This is a genomic window from Amycolatopsis sp. SB7-3, from assembly GCF_041021335.1.
GTDB classification, from domain to species: Bacteria; Actinomycetota; Actinomycetes; order Mycobacteriales; family Pseudonocardiaceae; genus Amycolatopsis; species Amycolatopsis japonica.
In genome coordinates this window covers 290,818-310,887 of sequence record NZ_JBFPJQ010000001.1, presented here as the reverse complement: position 1 = coordinate 310,887, position 20,070 = coordinate 290,818, and the positions used below count along the sequence as shown (strand labels likewise).

Genomic DNA, 20,070 nt, shown 5'->3' with positions numbered 1-20,070 from the left:
ACTTGATGTCGAAAGAGACGTCCCTGCACGGAGTCCACAAAGGACTGGGTGCGCTGTTCACCGATTTCGCGGGCTGGTCGATGCCGATCCGCTATTCCAGCGAACTGGCGGAGCACAAGGCGGTCCGCGAGGCCGCCGGTCTGTTCGACCTGTCGCATATGGCCGAGATCGAGGTGACCGGCCCGCAGGCCGCCGACACCCTCGATTACGCGCTGGTCGGCAACCTGTCCGGCGTGAAGCCGGGCCGGGCGCGCTACACGATGATCTGCGACGAGAACGGCGGCGTGCTGGACGACCTGGTCGTCTACCGCCTCGCCGACGAGAAGTTCCTGGTCGTGGCCAACGCGGGCAACGCCGCCGTGGTCGCGGAGGCGCTGGCCGAGCGGGTCTCCGGGTTCGACGCGGTCGTCGAGAACAAGTCCGAGGACGTCGCGCTGATCGCCGTCCAGGGCCCGAAGGCCGTCGAGATCCTCGGTGCCGTCACCGACGCCGACCTGGGCGCGCTCAAGTACTACGCGAGCGTCCCGGCCGTCGTGAAGGGCCACGACGTCCTGCTGGCCCGCACCGGCTACACCGGCGAGGACGGCTTCGAGCTGTACGTCCCGGCCGGTGAGGCTCCCGCCGTCTGGCGCATCCTCACCGAGGCCGGCGAGCCGCACGGCCTGCTCCCGGCGGGTCTCGCCTGCCGCGACACCCTGCGTCTCGAAGCCGGAATGCCGTTGTACGGCAACGAACTCAGCCTCCAGCTGAGCCCGTTCGAGGCAGGCCTCGGCCGGGTGGTCAAGTTCGAGAAGCCGAACGACTTCGTCGGCAAGGCCGCGCTCGAAGAGCTGTCCAAGAAGGACGTTCCCCGCGTCCGCGTCGGGCTCAAGGGCTCCGGCCGCCGCGCGCCGCGTCACGGCTACACCGTCCTGGCGGGCGAGACCGAGATCGGCGAGGTCACCAGCGGTGCCCTCTCGCCGACGCTGGGTTACCCGATCGCCATGGCCTACGTGGACCGGGAGCACTCCGAGCCCGGCACCGAGCTTTCCGTCGACATCCGGGGCCGTATCGAGCCCGTCGAGGTCGTCGCCCTGCCCTTCTACTCCCGCGCCTGAAAGGCCCTTGAACGACCATGAGCATCCCCCAGGACCTGAAGTACACGAAGGAACACGAGTGGCTGAACGTCGCCGACGGCGTCGCCACCGTGGGCATCACCGCCTTCGCCGCCGAGTCGCTCGGTGACATCGTGTTCGTCCAGCTCCCCTCGGTCGGCGACACCGTCACCGCCGGCGAGGTGTTCGGCGAGGTCGAGTCGACCAAATCGGTCAGCGAGCTGTACGCACCCGTGGACGGCGAGGTCGTCGAGGTGAACGAGGCCACAACGGACACCCCCGAGCTCATCAACTCGGACCCGTACGCCGAAGGATGGCTCCTGAAGGTGCGTCTGTCCGGCGACGTGCCCGCCCTGCTCGACGCCCAGGCGTACGCCGTCTTGACCCAGGAGAACTGAGATGTTCAACGCTGCCCTGTCCGATGTGGACCCCGAGGTCGCCACCGCCGTCGCGGCCGAACTCGACCGGCAGCAGTCGACCCTGGAGATGATCGCCTCGGAGAACTTCGCCCCGGTGGGCGTGCTCGAGGCGCAGGGTTCGGTGCTGACGAACAAGTACGCCGAGGGCTACCCCGGCCGCCGCTACTACGGCGGTTGTGAGCACGTCGACGTCATCGAGCAGCTGGCGATCGACCGCGCGAAGGCCCTCTTCGGCGCCGAGCACGCCAACGTCCAGCCCCACTCGGGCGCGCAGGCCAACGCCGCCGCGATGGTCTCGGTGCTCAACCCCGGCGACACCATCCTCGGTCTCGACCTCGCCCACGGCGGTCACCTGACCCACGGGATGAAGATCAACTTCTCGGGCAAGCTCTACAACGTCGTCGCGTACCACGTCGACAAAGAGACCGGGATCGTCGACATCGAGGAGATCGAGCGCCTCGCCAAGGAGCACAAGCCGAAGCTGATCATCGCCGGCTGGTCGGCGTACCCGCGTCAGCTCGACTTCGCCGAGTTCCGCCGTATCGCCGACGAGGTCGGGGCGAAGGTCATGGTCGACATGGCGCACTTCGCCGGTCTGGTCGCGGCCGGGCTCCACCCGAGCCCGGTGCCCTACGCCGACATCGTCACCACGACCACGCACAAGACCCTCGGCGGCCCGCGCGGCGGCATCATCCTGTCCCGCCAGGAACTCGCCAAGAAGATCAACTCGGCGGTGTTCCCCGGTCAGCAGGGCGGCCCGCTGGAGCACGTCATCGCCGCCAAGGCCGTCGCGCTCAAGATCGCCGCGAGCGAGGAGTTCCGCGAGCGCCAGCAGCGTGTGCTCGAAGGCGCGAAGATCCTGGCCGACCGCTTGTCGCGCACGGACTGCAGCGAGGCCGGCGTCCGCGTGCTGACCGGCGGGACCGACGTGCACCTGGTGCTCGTCGATCTGGTCAACTCCACTTTGGACGGTCAGCAGGCCGAGGACCGGCTGCACTCGGTCGGTATCACGGTCAACCGCAACGCCGTCCCGTTCGACCCGCGTCCGCCGATGGTCACCTCCGGCCTGCGGATCGGCACCCCGGCGCTGGCGACCCGCGGCTTCGGCGCCGAGGACTTCGCCGAGGTGGCCGACATCATCGCCGAGGCGCTGCGCCCGGACTTCGACGAGGACCTGCGCCAGTCGCTGGCCTCCCGGGTCGAACTGCTGGCCAAGAAGCACCCGCTGTACGCGGACCTCGGCCGATGAGCGCGCTCCCCGAGGGGCGCAAACTTCTCCGGCTGGAAGTCCGCAACGCGCAGACCCCGATCGAGAAGAAGCCGCCGTGGATCAAGACCCGGGCCCGCATGGGTCCGGAGTTCACGGAGCTCAAGGGCTTGGTCAAGCGTGAAGGCCTCCACACCGTGTGTGAGGAGGCCGGTTGCCCCAACATCTACGAGTGCTGGGAAGACCGTGAGGCGACGTTCCTGATCGGTGGGGACCAGTGCACCCGGCGCTGTGATTTCTGTCAGATCGACACGGGCAAGCCGGAGGCGCTGGACCGGACCGAGCCGCGCAAGGTGGCGGAGTCGGTGCAGGCGATGGGCTTGCGCTACTCGACGGTGACCGGTGTGGCGCGTGACGATCTGGAGGATGGCGGTGCGTGGCTGTACGCGGAGACCGTCCGTCAGATCCATGCGTTGAACCCGGGTACGGGTGTGGAGCTGTTGATTCCGGATTTCAACGCGGATCCGGAGCAGCTGGCGGAGGTGTTCGGTTCGCGGCCGGAGGTTCTGGCGCACAACGTCGAGACGGTGCCGCGGATCTTCAAGCGCATCCGTCCCGGCTTCCGCTACGCGCGATCGTTGGAGGTTATCACGAAGGCTCGTGAGGCCGGTCTGGTGACGAAGTCGAATCTGATCCTCGGTATGGGTGAGACGCCGGAGGAGGTGGCTCCGGCGATGAAGGATCTGGTCGACGCGGGCTGCGAGATCCTCACGATCACCCAGTACCTGCGCCCCTCACCGCGTCACCACCCGGTGGACCGCTGGGTCAAGCCGGAAGAGTTCGTCGAGCACTCGAAGGCAGCCGAAGCGATGGGCTTCGCTGGTGTGATGGCCGGGCCGCTCGTACGCTCGTCTTATCGGGCCGGTCGCCTTTTCGCCCAGACGAAGGCCCACCGCGGCGAAGCGCTGTCGGAGAATTTGGCCCATCTCGCCGCCGAAGGGCCCGCGGCCCAAGAGGCCAGCTCACTGCTGGCCAGATAGGAAGGAGGGCAGATCAATGGCGATCAGCGTCTTCGACCTGTTTTCGATCGGCATCGGCCCCTCCAGCTCCCACACGGTGGGCCCGATGCGCGCCGCACTGACCTTTGTGGACGGTCTGGCGGCCGACGGTGACCTCACCGCGACGGCACGCGTCCAGAGCGAGCTTTTCGGCTCGCTCGGCGCGACCGGGTTCGGGCACGGCAGCGACAAGGCCGTGCTGCTCGGGCTGTCCGGGGAGCGTCCGGAGGAGATCGACACCGACACCGTGCCCGGCAAGATCGCGGCGATCCGCGAATCCTGCCGGCTGAAGGTGCGGGGCGAGCACGAGATCGTGTTCACCGAGGACACCGACCTGACCATGCACCGGCGGAAATCCTTGCCGGCGCACCCGAACGGGATGATCTTCCGCGCGTTCGACGCCGACGGGAAGGTGCTGCGCGAGCGCACCTACTACTCCGTCGGCGGCGGGTTCGTCCGCGACGAGTCCTACGAGACCGACACCGTCGTCGTCGAGGACTCGACGAAGCTGGAGTTCCCGTTCCGCACCGGCGCGGATCTGCTGAAGCACTGCGAGGACACCGGGCTGCCGATCAGCGAGATCATGCTGCGCAACGAACTCGCGTGGCGCACCCGCGAGGAGATCCGCGAAGGGCTGCTGGAGATCTGGCAGGTCATGGCGGAATGCGTGCGCAACGGCTGCGAGCACGAGGGCGTCCTGCCGGGCGGCCTGAAGGTGCCGCGGCGCGCGAAGGCGTTGCACGAGAAGCTGCTCGCGGAGGACGGCGTCGGCGATCCGCTGTACGCGATGGACTGGGTGAGCCTGTACGCGCTGGCGGTCAACGAGGAGAACGCCGCGGGTGGCCGCGTCGTCACCGCGCCGACCAACGGCGCGGCGGGGATCATCCCGGCCGTTCTGCACTACTACCAGCGGTTCATCCGGGGTTCGTCGGACGACGGCATCGTGACGTTCATGCTCACCGCGGGCGCGATCGGCTCGATCCTCAAGCAGACGGGGTCGATCTCGGGCGCCGAGGTCGGTTGCCAGGGTGAGGTCGGTTCGGCCAGCGCCATGGCCGCCGCCGGGCTCACCGAGGTCCTCGGCGGTTCACCCGCGCAGGTGGAGAACGCCGCCGAGATCGGCGTCGAGCACCATCTGGGGCTCACGTGCGACCCTGTCGGAGGGCTGGTGCAGATCCCGTGCATCGAACGCAACGCCGTCGGCGCGTCGAAGGCGATCCACGCGGCGCGGATGGCGATGCGCGGCGACGGTTCGCACGTCGTGACGCTGGACAAGGCGATCAAGACGATGCGCGAGACCGGCGCCGACATGAGCGTGAAGTACAAGGAGACCGCGCGCGGCGGCCTCGCCGTGAACGTCATCGAATGCTGATGCCCCGCGTTTAGTCCTCTGGATGCGGTAGTTGCACACGCAAGTACCGCATCCAGAGGACGAATTGCGGGCCGCCTAAACTCGAGTGGTGGAGTCGAAAGCGGGTGACGCGCTGTTCCGCCCGGTGCGCGCGGGCAACGCCTTCGAGGAGACCGTCGAAAGACTGCTCCAGGCGATCCGGCTGGGCGTGGTGGGCGCGGGGGAGCGGCTGCCCTCGGAACGTGAGCTCGCCGAGCGGCTCGGGGTCAGCCGGGTGACGCTGCGCGAGGCGATCCGCGCGCTGTCCGACGCGGGTTACGTCGAGTCGCGGCGCGGACGGTACGGCGGCACGTTCGTCAACGACGTCCTGCCCGACCCGCCCGCCGCCGACGGCCGGAAGGTCGACAACGCCACGCTGGAGGACGCGCTCGGCCTCCGGCACGTCCTGGAGACCGGCGCCGCCGAGATGGCGGCCTCGCGTTCGCTCAGCCCGGCCGACCGGCAGCATCTGACCAGCACGCTCGCCGAGGCCGCGGCGGCCGACGTCGGCGACTACCGGCGCAGGGATTCGCGGCTGCATCTGGCGATCGCCGAGGTCACCGCGTCCGGCTCGCTGACCACGGCGATGGCCGACGCGCGGATGCGGGTCAACCAGCTGCTCGACATGATCCCGTTGCTGGAACCGAACCTGGAGCATTCCAACGCCCAGCACGAGGCCATCGTCGACGCGATCCTCGCCGGGGACTCCGAGGCGGCCCGCCGGGCGATGACGGAACACGTCGAAGGGACCGCGTCACTGCTTCGCGCGTTCCTCGCTTGAGGTCAGCAGCGCGTGCGCGAAATCGATGGCGTGCGGTGTATCCGGGAAGACCCGGCCCTCCGCGCGGAGCCGGTCCGCGACGCCGAGTTCGTCGAGCACCTTCTCGTGGCCGGGTTTGATCCCCGACACCAGGACCGTGATCCCGCGATGTTCGAGGCGTTCGATGGCGTCGCGCAGGACGAGGGCGCCGGTGGCGTCGATGGCCGACACCCGTGACATCCGGAGGATGACCACCCGGACGTCGGCGACCTCGGAGAGCTCCAGCAGGAACTGGTGCGCCGCTGCGAAGACGAGCGGTCCGTCGAGCCGGAACGCGACGATGTGCTCGTCCAGGAGTGCCCGCTCCTCGGCGACGTGATCGGCGTGGTCGAGCGCCACCTCTTCGATGCGAGCCGCCTTCGAGATCGCCCGCAGGGCCAGCGCGCCCGCCACGACGAGGCCGAGGATGACCGCGGTGACCAGGTCCAGGATCAGCGTCGCGGCGGCGGTGAGCACGAGGACCAGCGCGTCACGCCGGGTGGAGCGCAGGAGCGCGCGGACCGAACCCGCCTCGACCATGCGGACGGCCGTGGCCAGCAGCACCCCGGCGAGCGCCGCGATCGGGATCGTGGCCACGAGCGGCGCCGCCGCGAAGACGATCACCGCCAGCACCATCGCGTGGGTGAACGAGGCCAGCCGCGACTTCGCCCCGGCGCGGACGTTGACCGCGGTGCGCGCGATCGCCGCGGTGGCGGGCACGCCGCCGAACAGCGGGGTGACGAGGTTCGCGAGGCCCTGCCCGAAGAGTTCCCGGTCCGGGTCGTGGCGTTCGTTGACGCTCATCGCGTCGGCGACCGTGGCCGACAGGAGGCTTTCCAGCGCGGCCAGCGCCGCGACCGCGACGGCTGAGGGAGCCAGCGCGCCCAAGGTCGACAGATCCAGGAAGTCCAGCGAGGGCGCGGGAAGACCGTTGGGCAGTGCGCCGATACGAGCGACCGGCAGCTGCGCGAAATGACTCACGAGGGTCGCGATGGCCACCGCGACCAGCGAGAACGGGATCGACGGCCGCCACCTCGCGCCGAGCAGCATCAGGGCGGCGACCCCGGCGGCGATCGCGATCGACGGCCAGGCCGGATGCCCGGCGAAATCGGCCACCGCCTTCGCCGCGACGACGGCCACCTTCTCGCCTTCCGGAGTGGCGACGCCGAGCGCGGCGGGAACCTGCTGCAGCGCGATCACCCCGGCGATGCCCAGCGTGAAGCCCTCGACCACCGGTGTCGGCACGTAGCGCATGTACCGGCCGGCGCGGGCGACCGCGAGCAGGAGCAGCAAGACCCCGGCGAGCAGGCCCACCGTCAGCACGCCGCCCGCACCGTGCGTGGCCATGATCGGCACCAGCACCACGGTCATCGCGCCGGTCGGCCCGGACACCTGGAGATTGGAGCCGCCGAAGATCGCGGCCAGCGCGCCGGCGACGATCGCGGTGACCAGCCCGGCTTCGGCCCCGAGGCCGGACGAGATGCCGAAGCCCAGCGCCAGCGGCAGGGCGACGATCGCGACGGTCAGGCCCGCCGTGAGGTCCCGCCGGGGAGCGCGCTTGAGCGTCCGCAGGTCTTCACGTCCGGGCAGGAGCGAGCGCAGTTCCGAAAGTCTCAGACCCGCCACGCTGTCACTCCGCGTCGCGTAGCTGGGCGAGCAAGGCGTTCTGGTCGGCCAGCAGCTCGGTGAGGATGCGGCGGGCCGCGCGCAGGAGCTCGACGACGTCACCACCGGCGAGCGCGTACACCACCGTCGAGCCCTCACGGGTCGAGGTGACGATCCCCGATCGCCGCAGGACGGCCAGCTGCTGGGAGAGGTTGGAGGCCTCGACCTCGATCTCGGCGAGCAGTTCGCGGACGGCCTTCGGGCCTTCGGCGAGCAGCTCCAGTACGCGGATCCGGACCGGGTGGCCCAGCATGCGGAAGAACTCCGCCTTGGCCTGGTACAGGGGGACGGGCATCTGGCCACATTATCAAATGAAGAATTCTTCAAGTCGTGAACAGGGGGCAGTTTGGTGACTTTCCCACAACCTTTTCACTCGTTCGGGCGTCTAACCTGGCGTGGAAAACCCGGATGAGGCAGACGCACCCGAGTCGGAGACCACGGCCACCCCGGAGCCGAAGCCGAAGAAGCGCAGGTGGCGCAAGATCGTCGCGTGGACGCTCGGCCTGGTGATCGGCATCCCGGTCGTCGCGTTCGGGCTCGCGTACGTCCTGCTCGACGTCCGCAGCCCGCAAGAGGTGCTCGCCGATCTCGACAAGACCGTCGTCCTGCAGAACGCCGACGGTTCCGAACTGCTCAAGGTGGTCCCGCCCGGCGGCGACCGGCTGTTCGTGCCCTACGACGCCGTCCCCGCGAAACTGCGCGACGCGATCGTCGCGACCGAGGACCCGACCTTCTGGGACAACGAGGGTTTCGACCTCACCGGGCTCGGCCGCGCGCTGGTGACCGGGGTCGGCGGCGGCTCGGGGATCACCCAGCAGTACATCAAGAAGTCCACCGGCAACGAGGACGCCACCCTCACGCGGAAGTTCTCCGAACTCGTGCTCGCCACGAAGATCACGCAGCAGCAGACCAAGAAGGAGATCTTCGAAAGCTACGTCAACATCATCTCGTTCGGCCGCGGCACGTACGGCCCGGCGTCGGCGATGAACGCCTACTTCGGCCGCAAACTCGACGACTCGATGACCTGGAGCGAAGCGGCCTTCCTCGCGGGGATGATCCAGTCGCCCTCGGTGCACGACCCGTACGCCTCCAGCCACGAGCACGCCATGAAGCGCTGGTCCTACGTGGTGAACAAACTGGTCGCGCGTGGCTATGTGAGCCAGGCCGAAGCGGTCGCCATGACCTATCCGGAGGACGCGATCCAGGCGCCGTCGGAGACCCGCGCCGGTCGCGTCACCTACGAGCAGTACCACATCAAGCAGCAGGTCCTCGCCGAACTCGAGCAGGTCGGCTATCCACTCGACCGGCTGCGCGGCGGCGCGATGAAGGTCGAGACGACCATCGATCCGCGTGCCCAGGCCGAAGCCGAGAAGGCGGTCAAGGAGCGGTTGAAGGGGCAGCCTGAGCATTTCCGTGCGTCGCTGGTCGCCGTCGAACCCGGGACCGGGGCCATCCGCGCCTACAACGGCGGCGGCTGGAGCGTGCACGACTACGCGGGCACCCCGTACGGCACCGGCTCGGCGTTCCAGCCGTTGATCCTCGCCGCCGGGCTCGAACGGGGCGTGAACGTGGACGAACCGCTGAAGGCGCCCGCGTCGGTCGATTTCCTCGGCGAGACCTTCGAGTTCCAGGACCAATGCGGCGAAGGCGGGAAGTGCACGCTGCGCGAGGCGATGGGGCGGGGCGCTCAGGGTCCGTTCGTCGACCTGGCGAAGAAGCTCGGCGCCGAAGCGGTCCGAGACGGCGCCCGGGCGGCCGGGATCCCCGAGTCCGTCGACGGCGCGGTGACCCTGCGGGAGAAGGACGGGTTCCTGATCGGCCCGGGGATCGCCGTCGGCCGGTATCCCTTACGCCCCAGCGACATGGCCGGTGCTTACGCGACCTTCGCCGCCGACGGCATGCGCGCCACCCCGCATCTGGTGTCGAAGATCCGGGACGAGAACGGCGAAGTCGTGTGGGAACGGCCGTCGGACAAGACGCCCGCGTTCCAGGGCGACGAGGCGCTGAGCCGCCGGATCGCGGGGACGATGAGCCAGGTGCTGGCCACCGGTCTGAAGGATCGTCCGGCGGCGCTGAAGACCGGCGACTTCCGGTTCGACGAGACGGACGACAACGCGGGCGGCTGGGCGGTCGGGTACACGCCGCAGCTCGCGACCGCGGTCTGGGTCGGCTCCGACGAGCCGCGCCGGATGCGGGACGCCGCCGGGGAGAAACTCACGGGCAGGACACTGCCGTCGGACATGTGGCAGCGCTTCATGAACGGTGTCCATCGAGGACAGCCGGCGCGGTGGCCGGACGGCTCCGAACCGCGTCCCGCCACGACGGCGCCGCGGTGATGCTTCGGTCCAGTGGGTCGTGAGTGGCGATTCGTGTTCTAACCCGAAACGCCACTCACGACCCGCTGGACCGAGGCGGTTCCGTCAGGGCTTCACGAGCACGACGGTCAAGCCGTCGTAGCCCTTGCTGCCGACCGTCTGGATCGCCGTCGCGTCGACGCGGGGTTCGGCGGCGATCATCTCGTGCAGCCGCCGGATGCCCTGGATGTTCGGGTCCTCGCTGGCGGCGTCGGTCACCGCGCCACCGCGGACGACGTTGTCGACCACGATCACGCCGCCGGGTCGGACGAGCTTCAGCGACGCCTCGAAGTAGGCCGGGTTGTTGACCTTGTCGGCGTCGATGAACGCCAGGTCGATCGGGCCGTCGACCGACGGCAGCAGGTCCAGCGCCTTGCCGACGCGGACGTCGACCAGCCCGCCGAGCCCGGCCGCGTCGATGTTGCGGCGCGCGACTTCGGCGTGCTTCGGGTCGTATTCGAGGGTGACGAGCCTGCCCTGCGGCGGCAGGGCGCGGGCGAGCCAGATCGTGCTGTACCCGCCGAGCGTGCCGATCTCCAGGATGGACCGGGCGCCGATCATCCGCGCCATCAGGTTGAGCAGTTTGCCCTGGTTCGGCGCGACGGCGATCGGCGGCAGCCCGGCCTCGTCCGACGCCTTCCGCGCGCCTTCGAGGGCGGGATCGGACGGGACGAGCACCCCGGACAGATAGTCGTCCACTTCGGACCACAGTTGCTGTGACATGGCACCTCCGCCGCCAACCTACTCCGAGTGCATCAGGCGGCGCGGCGTCCGGCTTTCGGGATCACCAGCGGGGTACCGGTTTCCGGGCACGGCATGACCCGGCAGGGCAGCTCGAAGATCTTTTCGACGTTGGCGGCGGTCACGACCTCTTCGGGCGCGCCGGTCGCGAGGACCTCTCCGCCGCGCATCGCGATCATGTGCGTCGCGTAGCGGGCGGCGTGGTTGAGGTCGTGCAGCACCGCGACCAGCGTCCGGCCCTGCTTCTGGTGCAGTTCCGCGCACAGGTCGAGGATGTCCATCTGGTGCGCGATGTCCAGATAGGTCGTCGGCTCGTCGAGCAGCAGGAGATCGGTCTCCTGCGCCAGCGCCATCGCCATCCACACGCGCTGCCGCTGACCACCCGACAGTTCGTCGACCAGCCGCTCGGCGAGATCGTCGACGCCGGTGGCGTGCATGGACTCCGCGACCACGGTGGCGTCCTCACGGGACCACTGGCGCAGCAGGCGCTGGTGCGGGTACCGGCCGCGCGCTACGAGGTCCGCGACGGTGATGCCGTCGGGCGCGATCGAACTCTGCGGCAGCAGGCCGAGCCGCCGGGCGACCTCCTTGGCGGGGAAGGAGCTGATCACCTGGCCGTCGAGGAACACCGAACCCTGGCGCGGTTTGAGCATCCGCGCGAGCGCGCGCAGCAGGGTGGTCTTGCCGCAGGCGTTCGGCCCGACGATGACGGTGAACGACCGGTCGGGGATGACCACCCCGAGGTCTTCGGCCACGGTCCGGCCGTCGTAGGCGAGCGTCAGCGCGTCCGCGTGCAGACGGGACGTCGTGCTCTGCTCGGTGAGGGTTTCCACGGTCTCCACGCAGGTTAGGCTAACCTAGGACGTCGCCGTTGTGGTGTTCCGTAGGTCGCAGTCGGCTCACAACGTGCTTCGATGGCATCATCCCCAGTGCAATCGCGTGAATGCACTCGGTGCGATCGAAGGACGGCATGGAGGACTACCGGATAGTCGCGGACGAGATCTCCGCCGACGTCGAGGCTGGCAGGCTCCGGCCGGGCGACAGGCTGCCGCCGCAGCGGCGGTTCGCGAAGGAACGCGGGATCGCGAACTCGACGGCCGCGCGGGTCTACGGCGAACTCGTCCGGAGGGGTGTCGTGGTCGGCGAGGTCGGCCGGGGCACGTTCGTCCGCGCCGGCCGGCCGCCGCTGGAGACCGCGCTCGCCGAGCCCGGCGGTGCGACGGTCGACCTCGAACTCAACTTCGCCGTCCTTCCGGAACAGTCGGCGCTGGTCGGAAAGGCGCTGGAGCCGCTTCTGCGCGAAGACGTCCTGACAGCGGCGCTGCGGCCGGGAAACGTCTCGGGCTCGAAGCAGGCGCGTGACGCCGTCGCCGGCCTGATCGCGAAGGACGGCTGGACGCCCGAAGTCCTCTTCGCCGGGAGCGGGCGCCAGGCCATCGCGGCAGCCATCGCCGCCTTCGTGCCGATGGGGGAACGGCTCGCCGTCGAAGCCATCACCTACCCCGTGGTCAAGGCGCTCGCCGGGCGGCTCGGCGTGCAGCTGGTGCCCATCGAGACCGACGACCGGGGCCTCATTCCCGAAGCGCTCGAAGCCGCGTCCGTCCGCGCGCTGTACGTCCAGCCGACGCTGCACAACCCGCTCGGGTCCACAATGGACGAAGCACGCCGGGTCGAACTGGCCGAAACCGTGCGCCGGATGGACATCCCGGTGATCGAGGACGGGATCTACACCTTCCTGCGGCCCGAGGTCCGCCCTTTCGCGGCGTACGCGCCGGAACGCACGGTGTTCGCCGACAGCATGTCCAAACGGCTCGCGCCGGGGCTGACCACCGGATTCCTCGCCGTCCCGGCGGCATGGACGGAACGGCTCGCCGCGGCCGTGCGCTCGGGCGGCTGGGTCGCGCCCCGGCTCGCCGTCGAAGCGGCCACCCGGTGGATCACCGGCGGCACGCTGGAAACCGTCGAACGGGCGAAACGGCTGGACGCCGCGGAACGCCAGCGGCTGACGGCGGAACGCCTGGCCGGGTTCACCCTGCGCGCCGATCCGCGGGCGTACCACTGCTGGTGGGAGCTCCCGGAACACTGGCGTGCCGAGACCTTCGTCGCCGCGGCCGCGCGCCGCGGGATCGCGGTCACCCCGGCGGCCGCGTTCGCCGTCGTCCCCGGTCACGCCCCGAACGCGGTGCGGCTCGCCGTCTCGTCGCCGCCGCTCGAAACGCTCGCGGCCGCTTTGGACGTCCTCGCCGGACTCGCCTCCGGTCGCCCCGAGGACGCCGGCGTCGACTGACTCCCCGCGTTTCGTCCTCTGAATGCGGTAGTTGGCAGCGCGAACTACCGCATTCAGAGGACGAAACGCGTCAGGGACGGGGTGCCCACTTGCCGATGAAGCTGCCGCAGGTGACGGTCTGCCCGGTCAGGCGCGACCGCAGCGCGTTCTCCAGCCCGAGGTAGTCGAAGATCGGGGCGTCCCCGGCGACCTGGGCGGGGACCGGCCCGCCCTTGGCCAGCACCGGCATGCTCACGGTCTGGAACAGCACGAGGTAGTCGCCGTCGCGGTTGAGCCCGTCGGCCGCCGCGAGCATGCGTTCCGGGGCGTCGGCGACGATCTCCAGCGGCAGCGGCCATTCCAGCGGGAACGGGTTGCGCAGGCCGAAGGCGGGATAGGCGAACGGGTTGTCGGGCAGGACGGCCGTGCGCCCGGCGGGGAACCGCGTGACGCAGTCCTGGATCTGGGAGATGTAGGTGTAGGTGCCCGGATTCGTCCGGATGCCGCGCATCGACGGCGTCACCGTGCCGAGGTCGCCCGTCAGCTTCTCGTGCGCCATGTCGAGGTACGCGGCTTCGTCGTGATGCGCGACCACGGCCCAGCCCGACGCCAGCACCGCGACCAGGCCCATCGCCGTCGCGCCCACGAGACGCACTCGGCGAGGCGGTTCCGGCAGCGGCGGCAGCGCGTCCGCGAGCAGCAGGATCGCCGTCAGCGCCAGTGTTCCGGTGAACAACGTCGGGGTGTCGTTGCCCCACGACAGGCTGGTCATGAAGCCGGTCGCGAAGACCAGCGCGCCCATTCTCGGGAATCGCCGCGTCGCGACCCAGTTCACCAGCAGCGCGACACCGAGGATCCACCAGAGGACGTCCGCCCAGCGCGACGCGCCGGTGAAATGCCCGTCGACGACGGTGCCGACCACCACCGCCACCCCCGCCAGGAGCAGCAGCCGGGCGAGGAGCGCCCCGGCGAAACCGGCGCGGTCGCGGAAGGTCCCGAGCAGGGCAAGGAACACCCCGGCGATCAGGAAGAACGTCAAGCCCCGCACCGGTGGCCGCAGCAGGGACGCGGGATTTTCCACCCACAGACCGAGAAGCCGCTCGCCGTACGCGGGCAGCCCGCCGGTGAGCTGCTCGGCCATCGCGCCGAGCCCGCCGTCGAGGGTGACGATTCCGACGTAGAAGACCAGGAAAGCGCCCAGCGCCAGCAGATCCCAGGCCAGCCGTCCCCACCAGCGGCCGGTGCGGAACGCGCCCTCGCGCAGCGACGGGTGCAGCAGCAGCCAGCACAGCGCGATCAGCGGCACCGGCGCGAAACTCTGTTTGACGAACACCGAGGTGCCCAGCAGCACCAGGCCGAGCCGTCGAGGCCACGCCTTACCGTTGCGCAGCCCCGAATCCAGCGCCCAGGCGCCGCACGCGGTCAGGAAGATCCCGTCGATCGTGTGCCACGCCATGAGCGGGAACGCGTTGAGGTTCAGCAGCGACGCGGCCGCCGTCAGCCCGGTGAGCCCCGGCCCCCAGTCCCGCACGCGGCGGCGGGTGACCAGGACGGCGAACGCGATGGTCGCCAGGATGATCTCCAGCATGCTGAGCACGCTGGAGACGAAGAACAGCGGCCCCGGCAGCAGGAAGTCGACGATGTGCAGGTACGCCGAACCCAGCGGCCGCGCGGAGATGATGTCCGAATGCGGCACCTCCCCGTGCCGCACCCGCCAGGCCTGGGCCAGGATGAAACCCTGGTCCGACGGGTGGAAACCGAAGCGCCCCACCCGGAGTTCGGTGGCGACGGCGAGCGCGAGCACCCAGGCCGCGTGCAGGGAAAGCCGCAGCACTGTCCTGGACGGACGTACCACCTGCGCGCCCGGTCCGGTCGACAGCGGGGGACTGGCGACGTCCACACTGCCCCTTCCCGGTCGTCCCTACCTCGGCCCGTGCCCGCCGACCCCCCGGCGTATCGGAAACCGATGGTAGCGGCCGGGGGCGTCCCCCGATCGAGCCCCGGCGGCGGGACGTCAGGGACGACGGCGCCAGACCAGCCTCGTGACCGCGCCCGCCACTGAGGCGAGCGGGGCCATTCGGGGCAGGCCACGGGATTCCGGCGCGGATTCGGGCATCGCGCGGTAGACGAGGTGGGCGAAGAACCGGGCCGTCTTCGGTGCGACGAGCGTCACCAGTTCGGCGGCCGTGCCCTCGGGCAGGTTCAGGATCTCCGGTCGTTTCTCCAGCGCCTTCACCACGAGCGCGGCGGCGCGTTCGGGGGAGCTCGACGGCATGCCGCGATAGGAACCGGTCGGGGCGATCATGTCGGTGCGCACCAGCGGCATCCGGACCGAGGTGAAGGTGACGCCGTCGGAAAGCGTTTCCCGCCCGGCGGTCAGCCCGAACTCCTCCAACGCGGCCTTCGAAGCCAGGTAAGCGGAAAACCGCGGCGTGTCGGTCTGGAGTCCTTGGGTGGTCACGTTGACGACGTGGCCGAAACCGCGCGCGGTCATCGACGGCAGCAGGCCCAGCGTCAGCCGCACGGGTCCGAAGTAGTTGATGGCCATCGTGCGCTCGAAATCGTGGAACCGTTCGGTGGACAGCGAAAGCGACCGCCGGATCGAGCGGCCCGCGTTGTTGACCAGCATGTCGACGGCGCCGTGCGCGGCGAGCACGTCCTTGACCAGAGCGTCGACGGCGCCGCCGTCGGTGAGGTCGCACGGATACGCGGACGCCTTGCCGCCTGCCGCGACGATCTGCTCGCGGACCTCTTCGAGTTCGTCGGCGCGCCTGGCCACGAGGATCACTTCGCCACCCTTCGCGGCGACGGCGAGCGCCGACGCGCGCCCGATACCCGAGGACGCGCCGGTGATGAGGACCTTGCGGCCGTCGAGCGGTTCCGGCCCGGGACGGCGGCGGCCGCGATCGGGATCCAGGTGCGCGAGCCAGTACCGGTAGAGCGGGCCGGCGTACTCCTTCAACGGGGGCAAGGTGATCCCGCTGCCTTCGAGCGCGGCCGTGGTCGCGCTCGTGTCGAAGTCGACCTCCATGCTCAGATGCGGCAGGACTTCGAGCGGGATGCCGAGTTCCGCGAGCACCGCCGCGCGGGCCGACCGTCCGCCGGGGACCCGGTCGAAGCCGGCGGCCGCGGATTTCGCCAGCCGGGTTCCCGCGCGCTTGAGCGCTCCGGAAGGCCGGGCGGGAAGGACGGCGGAGATCTTCGGCCCGCCCGCGGCCCGCGCGAACGCGTTGTAGACCTCGTGAAGCGGCTGCGGTCGCGGCGACGCGAGGTGGTACGTGCTGCCACTGGGCGCGTCGATGTGCATGAGGTGTTCCATCGCTTCGACGACGTAGTCGACCGGAACGAGGTTCGTGGCGCCGAGATCCGGGGCGGCCAGCGGAAGACGGCGGGGCAGCGCGGCGAGCCGCGAGATCGCGGGGAGGAAGTAGTACGGGCCGTCGATCTTGTCCATCTCACCGGTGCGCGAATCACCGGCCACGGCGGACGGCCGGTACACGCGGAACGGCGTTTTCCCGTGCCGTCGCACGAGTTTCTCCGCCTCGAACTTCGTCGCGTGGTACGGCGACGCGAAACCCTGGCCGTGGTCGAAGTCGGCCTCGGTGAACCGTCCGGCGTACTGCCCGGCGACCGCGATCGACGAGACGTGGTGGAAGAGCCCGGCCTTCGCGGCGGCGGCGAACTCCAGGACGTTGCGCGTGCCGTCGACGTTGGCCGCGCGGTTCGCCGCTTCGTCCGCGGTGAGGTCGTAGATCGCGCCGAGATGCACGACGTGGTCGAGGGGTCCCACGCGGGCGGGGTCGATGCCCAGCGAGGGTTCGGTCAGATCGCCGGTGACGGGAACGAGCTTCTCGTGGCTCGGGAGCTTCCCGCGTGAGGTCTCCCTCACGAGAACATGGACGGCTACGGTCTCAGGTCGCCGTAGTAGGCGCGCGACCAGGCGTTTTCCCAGAAAACCCGTCGCGCCCGTCACGAAGTAGGTGGTCATGGCCGGCTCCTTCCGAACGGGGCCGACTCTACCTACTCAGAAGTAGGAACGGTAGTTGTCATTCACTGTGGTCCGGATGTTCGGCCACCGCGACCACGGCGTCGCGGAGCGCGGCGCGCAGGCGCCCCACGTCCAGCGGCCCGAGTACGGCGGCCTCTCCGGGCGGCGCCACGAGCACGATCTTGTCGCTGCTCACGAACACCGTCACGTCCCTGCGCCTGCCCGCGAGATCCCGGCAGCCGACCGACCATTCGTCCCGGGGTGCCAACGTCCTCATCCTCCCGTATCCCATGATCTCCCTTTCTCGTCCGAGGCTGGGACGGGGCGCTTTCGGGGGCGTGACGCCGATTACCCCATGTTCCTACTGATGGGTTAACCGATCCTGCATATCGTGATCGACTTCCGCTCTCGCTAGGCCGGAAGGGGAGGAACGGGAGTAGCGTCCGGGGGAGGGACTGCTTGGGAGGTCATGGATGTCCGAACCCAGGAAGATCGTCATCGTCGGCGCCGGTCTCGCCGGGGCGACGGCCGCCGGGACGCTGCGGGAACGCGGTTTCGAGGGCGAAATCGTGCTTCTCGGCACCGATACGCATCGCCCGTACGAATTACCGCCCTTGTCCAAGGGACTTCTCATGGGCAAGACCGATGAACCCGACTGGGTGCACGGCGAAGGTTTCTACGGCGAAAAGGACATCGCCTTCCGGAGCGGGGTGTCCGCGACCAGGATCGAACTCGGCGCGCGGCTCGTGCACGACGACGCGGGCGGCGAGCACCGGTTCGACCGGCTCGTGCTCGCGACCGGCTCCCGGCCGCGTTCGTTGCCGGTGCCCGGCGGGGATCTGCCGGGGCTGCGGACCCTGCGCACCCTCGACGACGCGCTGGCGCTCCGCTCGGCGTTCAAGGACGCGCGGCGGGTGGTGATCGTCGGCGCGGGCTGGATCGGGACCGAGGCCGCGGCGGCCGCCAGGGAACACGGCGCGGAGGTGACCGTGGTCGACCAGGTCGGCTCGCCGTTACTCGCGGTGCTGGGCGAACAGGTGTCCGGCGTCTTCAAGGACCTTCATACCCAGCATGGGGTGAACTGGCGGCTGGGTGAAGGCGTCGCCGGCTTCACCGGCGGTCCGGACGGGGTGACCGGCGTCCGCCTTCGGAGTGGTGACGAGCTTCCCGCCGACGTCGTACTGGTGGCCGTCGGCGCCACGCCGCGGGTCGACCTCGCGCACGCCGCCGGGCTGGAACTGTCCGACGACGGCGGTGTCTGCGCCGACGCGGGCCTGCGGACGGCCGCGCCCGACGTCTACGCGATCGGCGACATCGCCGCACATTTCCACCCGCGCTACGGAAAACGCGTCCGCGTCGAGCACTGGTCGAACGCGAAGTGGCAGGGCGAGCACGTGGCCGGGAACCTGCTGGGCGAGAACGAGCCGTACCTGCGGAGTCCGTATTTCTTCTCGGACCAGTACGACCTCGGATGCGAGTACCGCGGTCTCGCCGACCCCGAAACCGACGAACTCGTGGTGCGGGGCGATCTCGCGGCACGGGACTTCACCGCGTTCTGGCTGCGGGACGGACAGGTGGCCGCCGCGATGAACGTCAACCAGTGGGACGACGGGGACGCCTTGAAGGCCCTGGTCGAGGGACGCGCGGCGGTGACCGCGGAGCAGTTGAGGACCGCCGATCTTGCGTCGCTCGTTTGACCCCTCCGGATGCTAGGAAAGGACCGTTCCTTGCAAATTTTGCAAGGAACGGTCCTTTCCTAGCGTTTGAAGGCGAGTCAGGCCACCTGGGCGACCAAGGCGCGCGAAGGCCGCGTCATGGTCCCGAAGGCCAGCAGCGCCAGCACGCCGAAGCCCGCCATCACGATCCCCATCGGGACCGCGGTCCCCGGACCGCCCAGCCCGACCAGCGGCGTCGCCAGCCCGCCGACGACGAACTGCAGCACACCCAGCAGCGCCGACGCCGAACCGGCGGACCGCGCCTGTTCGGCGAGCGCCAGCGAACTCGCGTTCGGCGCCACCATGCCGATACTCGACACCAGGATGAACAGCGGGATAAGCAGCCCGATCAGCCCGAGGTCCAGCACCGTCGCGGCCAGCACGCCGAAACCGGCCACCGCCGCGATCACCAGGCCGACGGTCAGCAGTGTCCGCTCCGGGAAACGTCCGACGATGCGCCCGTTCAGCTGCCCGACGGCCACGATGCCGATGCCGTTGAGCCCGAACACCAGGCTGTACGCCTGCGGGCTGAGCCCGTAGACACCCTGCAGCGCGAAGGAGGAGCCGGAGATGTAGGCGAACAGGCTGCCGAACATCAGCCCGGAGGCCAGCGCGTAGCCGAGGAAGCCGCGATCGCCGAACAGGCTCGCGTACTTCCGCAGCACCGAGCCGAACCGCGCGGGGGTGCGGCGTTCCTCGGGCAAGGGTTCCGGCAGCAGGAAGAAGACAACGGCGAGCAGGATCGCGCCGAACACGGTCAGGCAGACGAACACGCCGCGCCACGACGTCCAGTTGAGGATCTGGCCGCCGATGATCGGCGCCAGGATCGGGGCGAGCCCGTTGACCAGCATGAGCAGCGAGAAGAACTTCGTCATCGCGGTGCCGGAGTAGAGGTCGCGCACGGTCGCCCTGGCGATCACGATGCCCGCCGCGGCGCCGAAGGCCTGCACCCCGCGGGCGGCGATGAGGAGTTCGGCGGTCGGGGCGACGGCGCACAGGATCGAGCCGACCATGTAGAGCGCGAGCCCGGCCACGAGCGGTTTGCGCCGGCCGATCGCGTCGGACAGCGGTCCGAGGATCAGCTGGCCGAGGGCGAGCCCGATGATGAACGCGCTGAGCGTGAGCTGCACGGTCGCGTCCGCCGCGCGCAGTTCGCCCGCCATCTGCGGCAGCGCGGGCAGGTACATGTCGATGGACAGGGGCCCGAAGGCGGACAGGCCGCCAAGGATCAGGACGAACCGGGCGCGTCCGGTCGTGAGAGGGCGCGCGACGGTTTCTTCCACTCGCTCGGGCGCGATGGTCATGCTCTTCCTTTCCCCAGCCAAGGTTCCGCGAGGAACAACTTGCTTAGAGTAGGTAACTATTCCCGCTGTG

17 protein-coding genes are annotated in these 20,070 nt (G+C 69.8%); 9 read left to right on the top strand and 8 right to left on the bottom strand.

Features of this window, described 5'->3' with window-relative positions; translation table 11 throughout:
* The first annotated feature begins 5 nt into the window (after positions 1-5).
* The 6 genes from gcvT to AB8M46_RS01410 all read left to right on the top strand — a co-directional run bounded on the left by gcvT (position 6) and on the right by AB8M46_RS01410 (position 5,949).
* Positions 6-1,097, top strand: a complete 1,092-nt coding sequence (gcvT, locus tag AB8M46_RS01435) for a glycine cleavage system aminomethyltransferase GcvT (RefSeq protein WP_350595634.1) — start codon at positions 6-8, stop codon at positions 1,095-1,097.
* Positions 1,098-1,114: 17 nt separating this feature from the next.
* Positions 1,115-1,492 carry a glycine cleavage system protein GcvH gene (gene gcvH, locus AB8M46_RS01430; protein WP_016336369.1) on the top strand — a complete coding sequence of 126 codons (378 nt, stop codon included), beginning with the start codon at positions 1,115-1,117 and terminating at the stop codon, positions 1,490-1,492.
* A 1-nt stretch (position 1,493) separates the two neighbouring features.
* Positions 1,494-2,762: a serine hydroxymethyltransferase gene (glyA, locus tag AB8M46_RS01425; RefSeq protein ID WP_394359327.1), complete on the top strand. Its 1,269-nt coding sequence runs from the start codon at positions 1,494-1,496 to the stop codon at positions 2,760-2,762.
* Complete coding sequence (gene lipA / locus AB8M46_RS01420) at positions 2,759-3,760, top strand: lipoyl synthase (RefSeq protein WP_360124342.1); 1,002 nt, start codon at positions 2,759-2,761, stop codon at positions 3,758-3,760. The genes glyA and lipA overlap by 4 nt, the downstream gene beginning before the upstream one ends.
* Before the next feature lie 16 nt (positions 3,761-3,776).
* Positions 3,777-5,150 (top strand): L-serine ammonia-lyase, encoded by a 1,374-nt coding sequence (locus AB8M46_RS01415; RefSeq protein WP_037342148.1) that lies wholly within the window; start codon positions 3,777-3,779, stop codon positions 5,148-5,150.
* An 88-nt stretch (positions 5,151-5,238) separates the two neighbouring features.
* Positions 5,239-5,949, top strand: coding sequence for a FadR/GntR family transcriptional regulator (locus AB8M46_RS01410; protein WP_378428613.1), 711 nt, complete (start codon positions 5,239-5,241; stop codon positions 5,947-5,949).
* Here AB8M46_RS01410 and AB8M46_RS01405 read toward each other — a convergent pair.
* The gene (locus AB8M46_RS01405; RefSeq protein WP_394359326.1) at positions 5,923-7,593 is read right to left on the bottom strand and encodes a SulP family inorganic anion transporter; all 1,671 of its coding nucleotides are present in this window, start codon (positions 7,591-7,593) and stop codon (positions 5,923-5,925) included. The genes AB8M46_RS01410 and AB8M46_RS01405 overlap by 27 nt on opposite strands.
* A gap of 4 nt (positions 7,594-7,597) precedes the next feature.
* Positions 7,598-7,927 carry a helix-turn-helix transcriptional regulator gene (locus AB8M46_RS01400; protein WP_007031391.1) on the bottom strand — a complete coding sequence of 110 codons (330 nt, stop codon included), beginning with the start codon at positions 7,925-7,927 and terminating at the stop codon, positions 7,598-7,600.
* A 100-nt stretch (positions 7,928-8,027) separates the two neighbouring features.
* On the opposite strand from AB8M46_RS01400, the gene AB8M46_RS01395 reads away from it, so the two are divergent.
* The gene (locus AB8M46_RS01395; RefSeq protein ID WP_394359325.1) at positions 8,028-9,968 is read left to right on the top strand and encodes a transglycosylase domain-containing protein; all 1,941 of its coding nucleotides are present in this window, start codon (positions 8,028-8,030) and stop codon (positions 9,966-9,968) included.
* A gap of 84 nt (positions 9,969-10,052) precedes the next feature.
* Here the strand turns inward: AB8M46_RS01395 and AB8M46_RS01390 are convergent, their stop codons facing one another.
* Entirely contained in the window at positions 10,053-10,709 is a 657-nt protein-coding gene (locus AB8M46_RS01390) for an O-methyltransferase (RefSeq protein WP_394359324.1), read from the bottom strand.
* Positions 10,710-10,741: 32 nt separating this feature from the next.
* Entirely contained in the window at positions 10,742-11,569 is an 828-nt protein-coding gene (locus tag AB8M46_RS01385) for an ABC transporter ATP-binding protein (protein ID WP_394359323.1), read from the bottom strand.
* A 128-nt stretch (positions 11,570-11,697) separates the two neighbouring features.
* Between AB8M46_RS01385 and AB8M46_RS01380 the strand changes: the two genes are divergently transcribed.
* On the top strand, positions 11,698-13,014 hold the full coding sequence (locus AB8M46_RS01380; protein WP_394360829.1) for a PLP-dependent aminotransferase family protein: 1,317 nt from the start codon (positions 11,698-11,700) through the stop codon (positions 13,012-13,014).
* A gap of 70 nt (positions 13,015-13,084) precedes the next feature.
* On the opposite strand, the gene AB8M46_RS01375 is transcribed toward AB8M46_RS01380, so the two are convergent.
* The 3 genes from AB8M46_RS01375 to AB8M46_RS01365 form a co-directional block, all read right to left on the bottom strand.
* Positions 13,085-14,893 carry a hypothetical protein gene (locus tag AB8M46_RS01375; protein WP_394359322.1) on the bottom strand — a complete coding sequence of 603 codons (1,809 nt, stop codon included), beginning with the start codon at positions 14,891-14,893 and terminating at the stop codon, positions 13,085-13,087.
* Between the two features lie 114 nt (positions 14,894-15,007).
* Positions 15,008-16,981, bottom strand: coding sequence for an SDR family oxidoreductase (locus tag AB8M46_RS01370; RefSeq protein ID WP_394359321.1), 1,974 nt, complete (start codon positions 16,979-16,981; stop codon positions 15,008-15,010).
* A gap of 58 nt (positions 16,982-17,039) precedes the next feature.
* Positions 17,040-17,258, bottom strand: a complete 219-nt coding sequence (locus tag AB8M46_RS01365) for a hypothetical protein (RefSeq protein WP_039922712.1) — start codon at positions 17,256-17,258, stop codon at positions 17,040-17,042.
* A gap of 196 nt (positions 17,259-17,454) precedes the next feature.
* On the opposite strand from AB8M46_RS01365, the gene AB8M46_RS01360 reads away from it, so the two are divergent.
* Positions 17,455-18,678: an NAD(P)/FAD-dependent oxidoreductase gene (locus AB8M46_RS01360; RefSeq protein WP_394359320.1), complete on the top strand. Its 1,224-nt coding sequence runs from the start codon at positions 17,455-17,457 to the stop codon at positions 18,676-18,678.
* A 77-nt stretch (positions 18,679-18,755) separates the two neighbouring features.
* On the opposite strand, the gene AB8M46_RS01355 is transcribed toward AB8M46_RS01360, so the two are convergent.
* Positions 18,756-20,000, bottom strand: a complete 1,245-nt coding sequence (locus AB8M46_RS01355) for a Bcr/CflA family multidrug efflux MFS transporter (protein ID WP_394359319.1) — start codon at positions 19,998-20,000, stop codon at positions 18,756-18,758.
* Positions 20,001-20,070 lie beyond the last annotated feature (70 nt).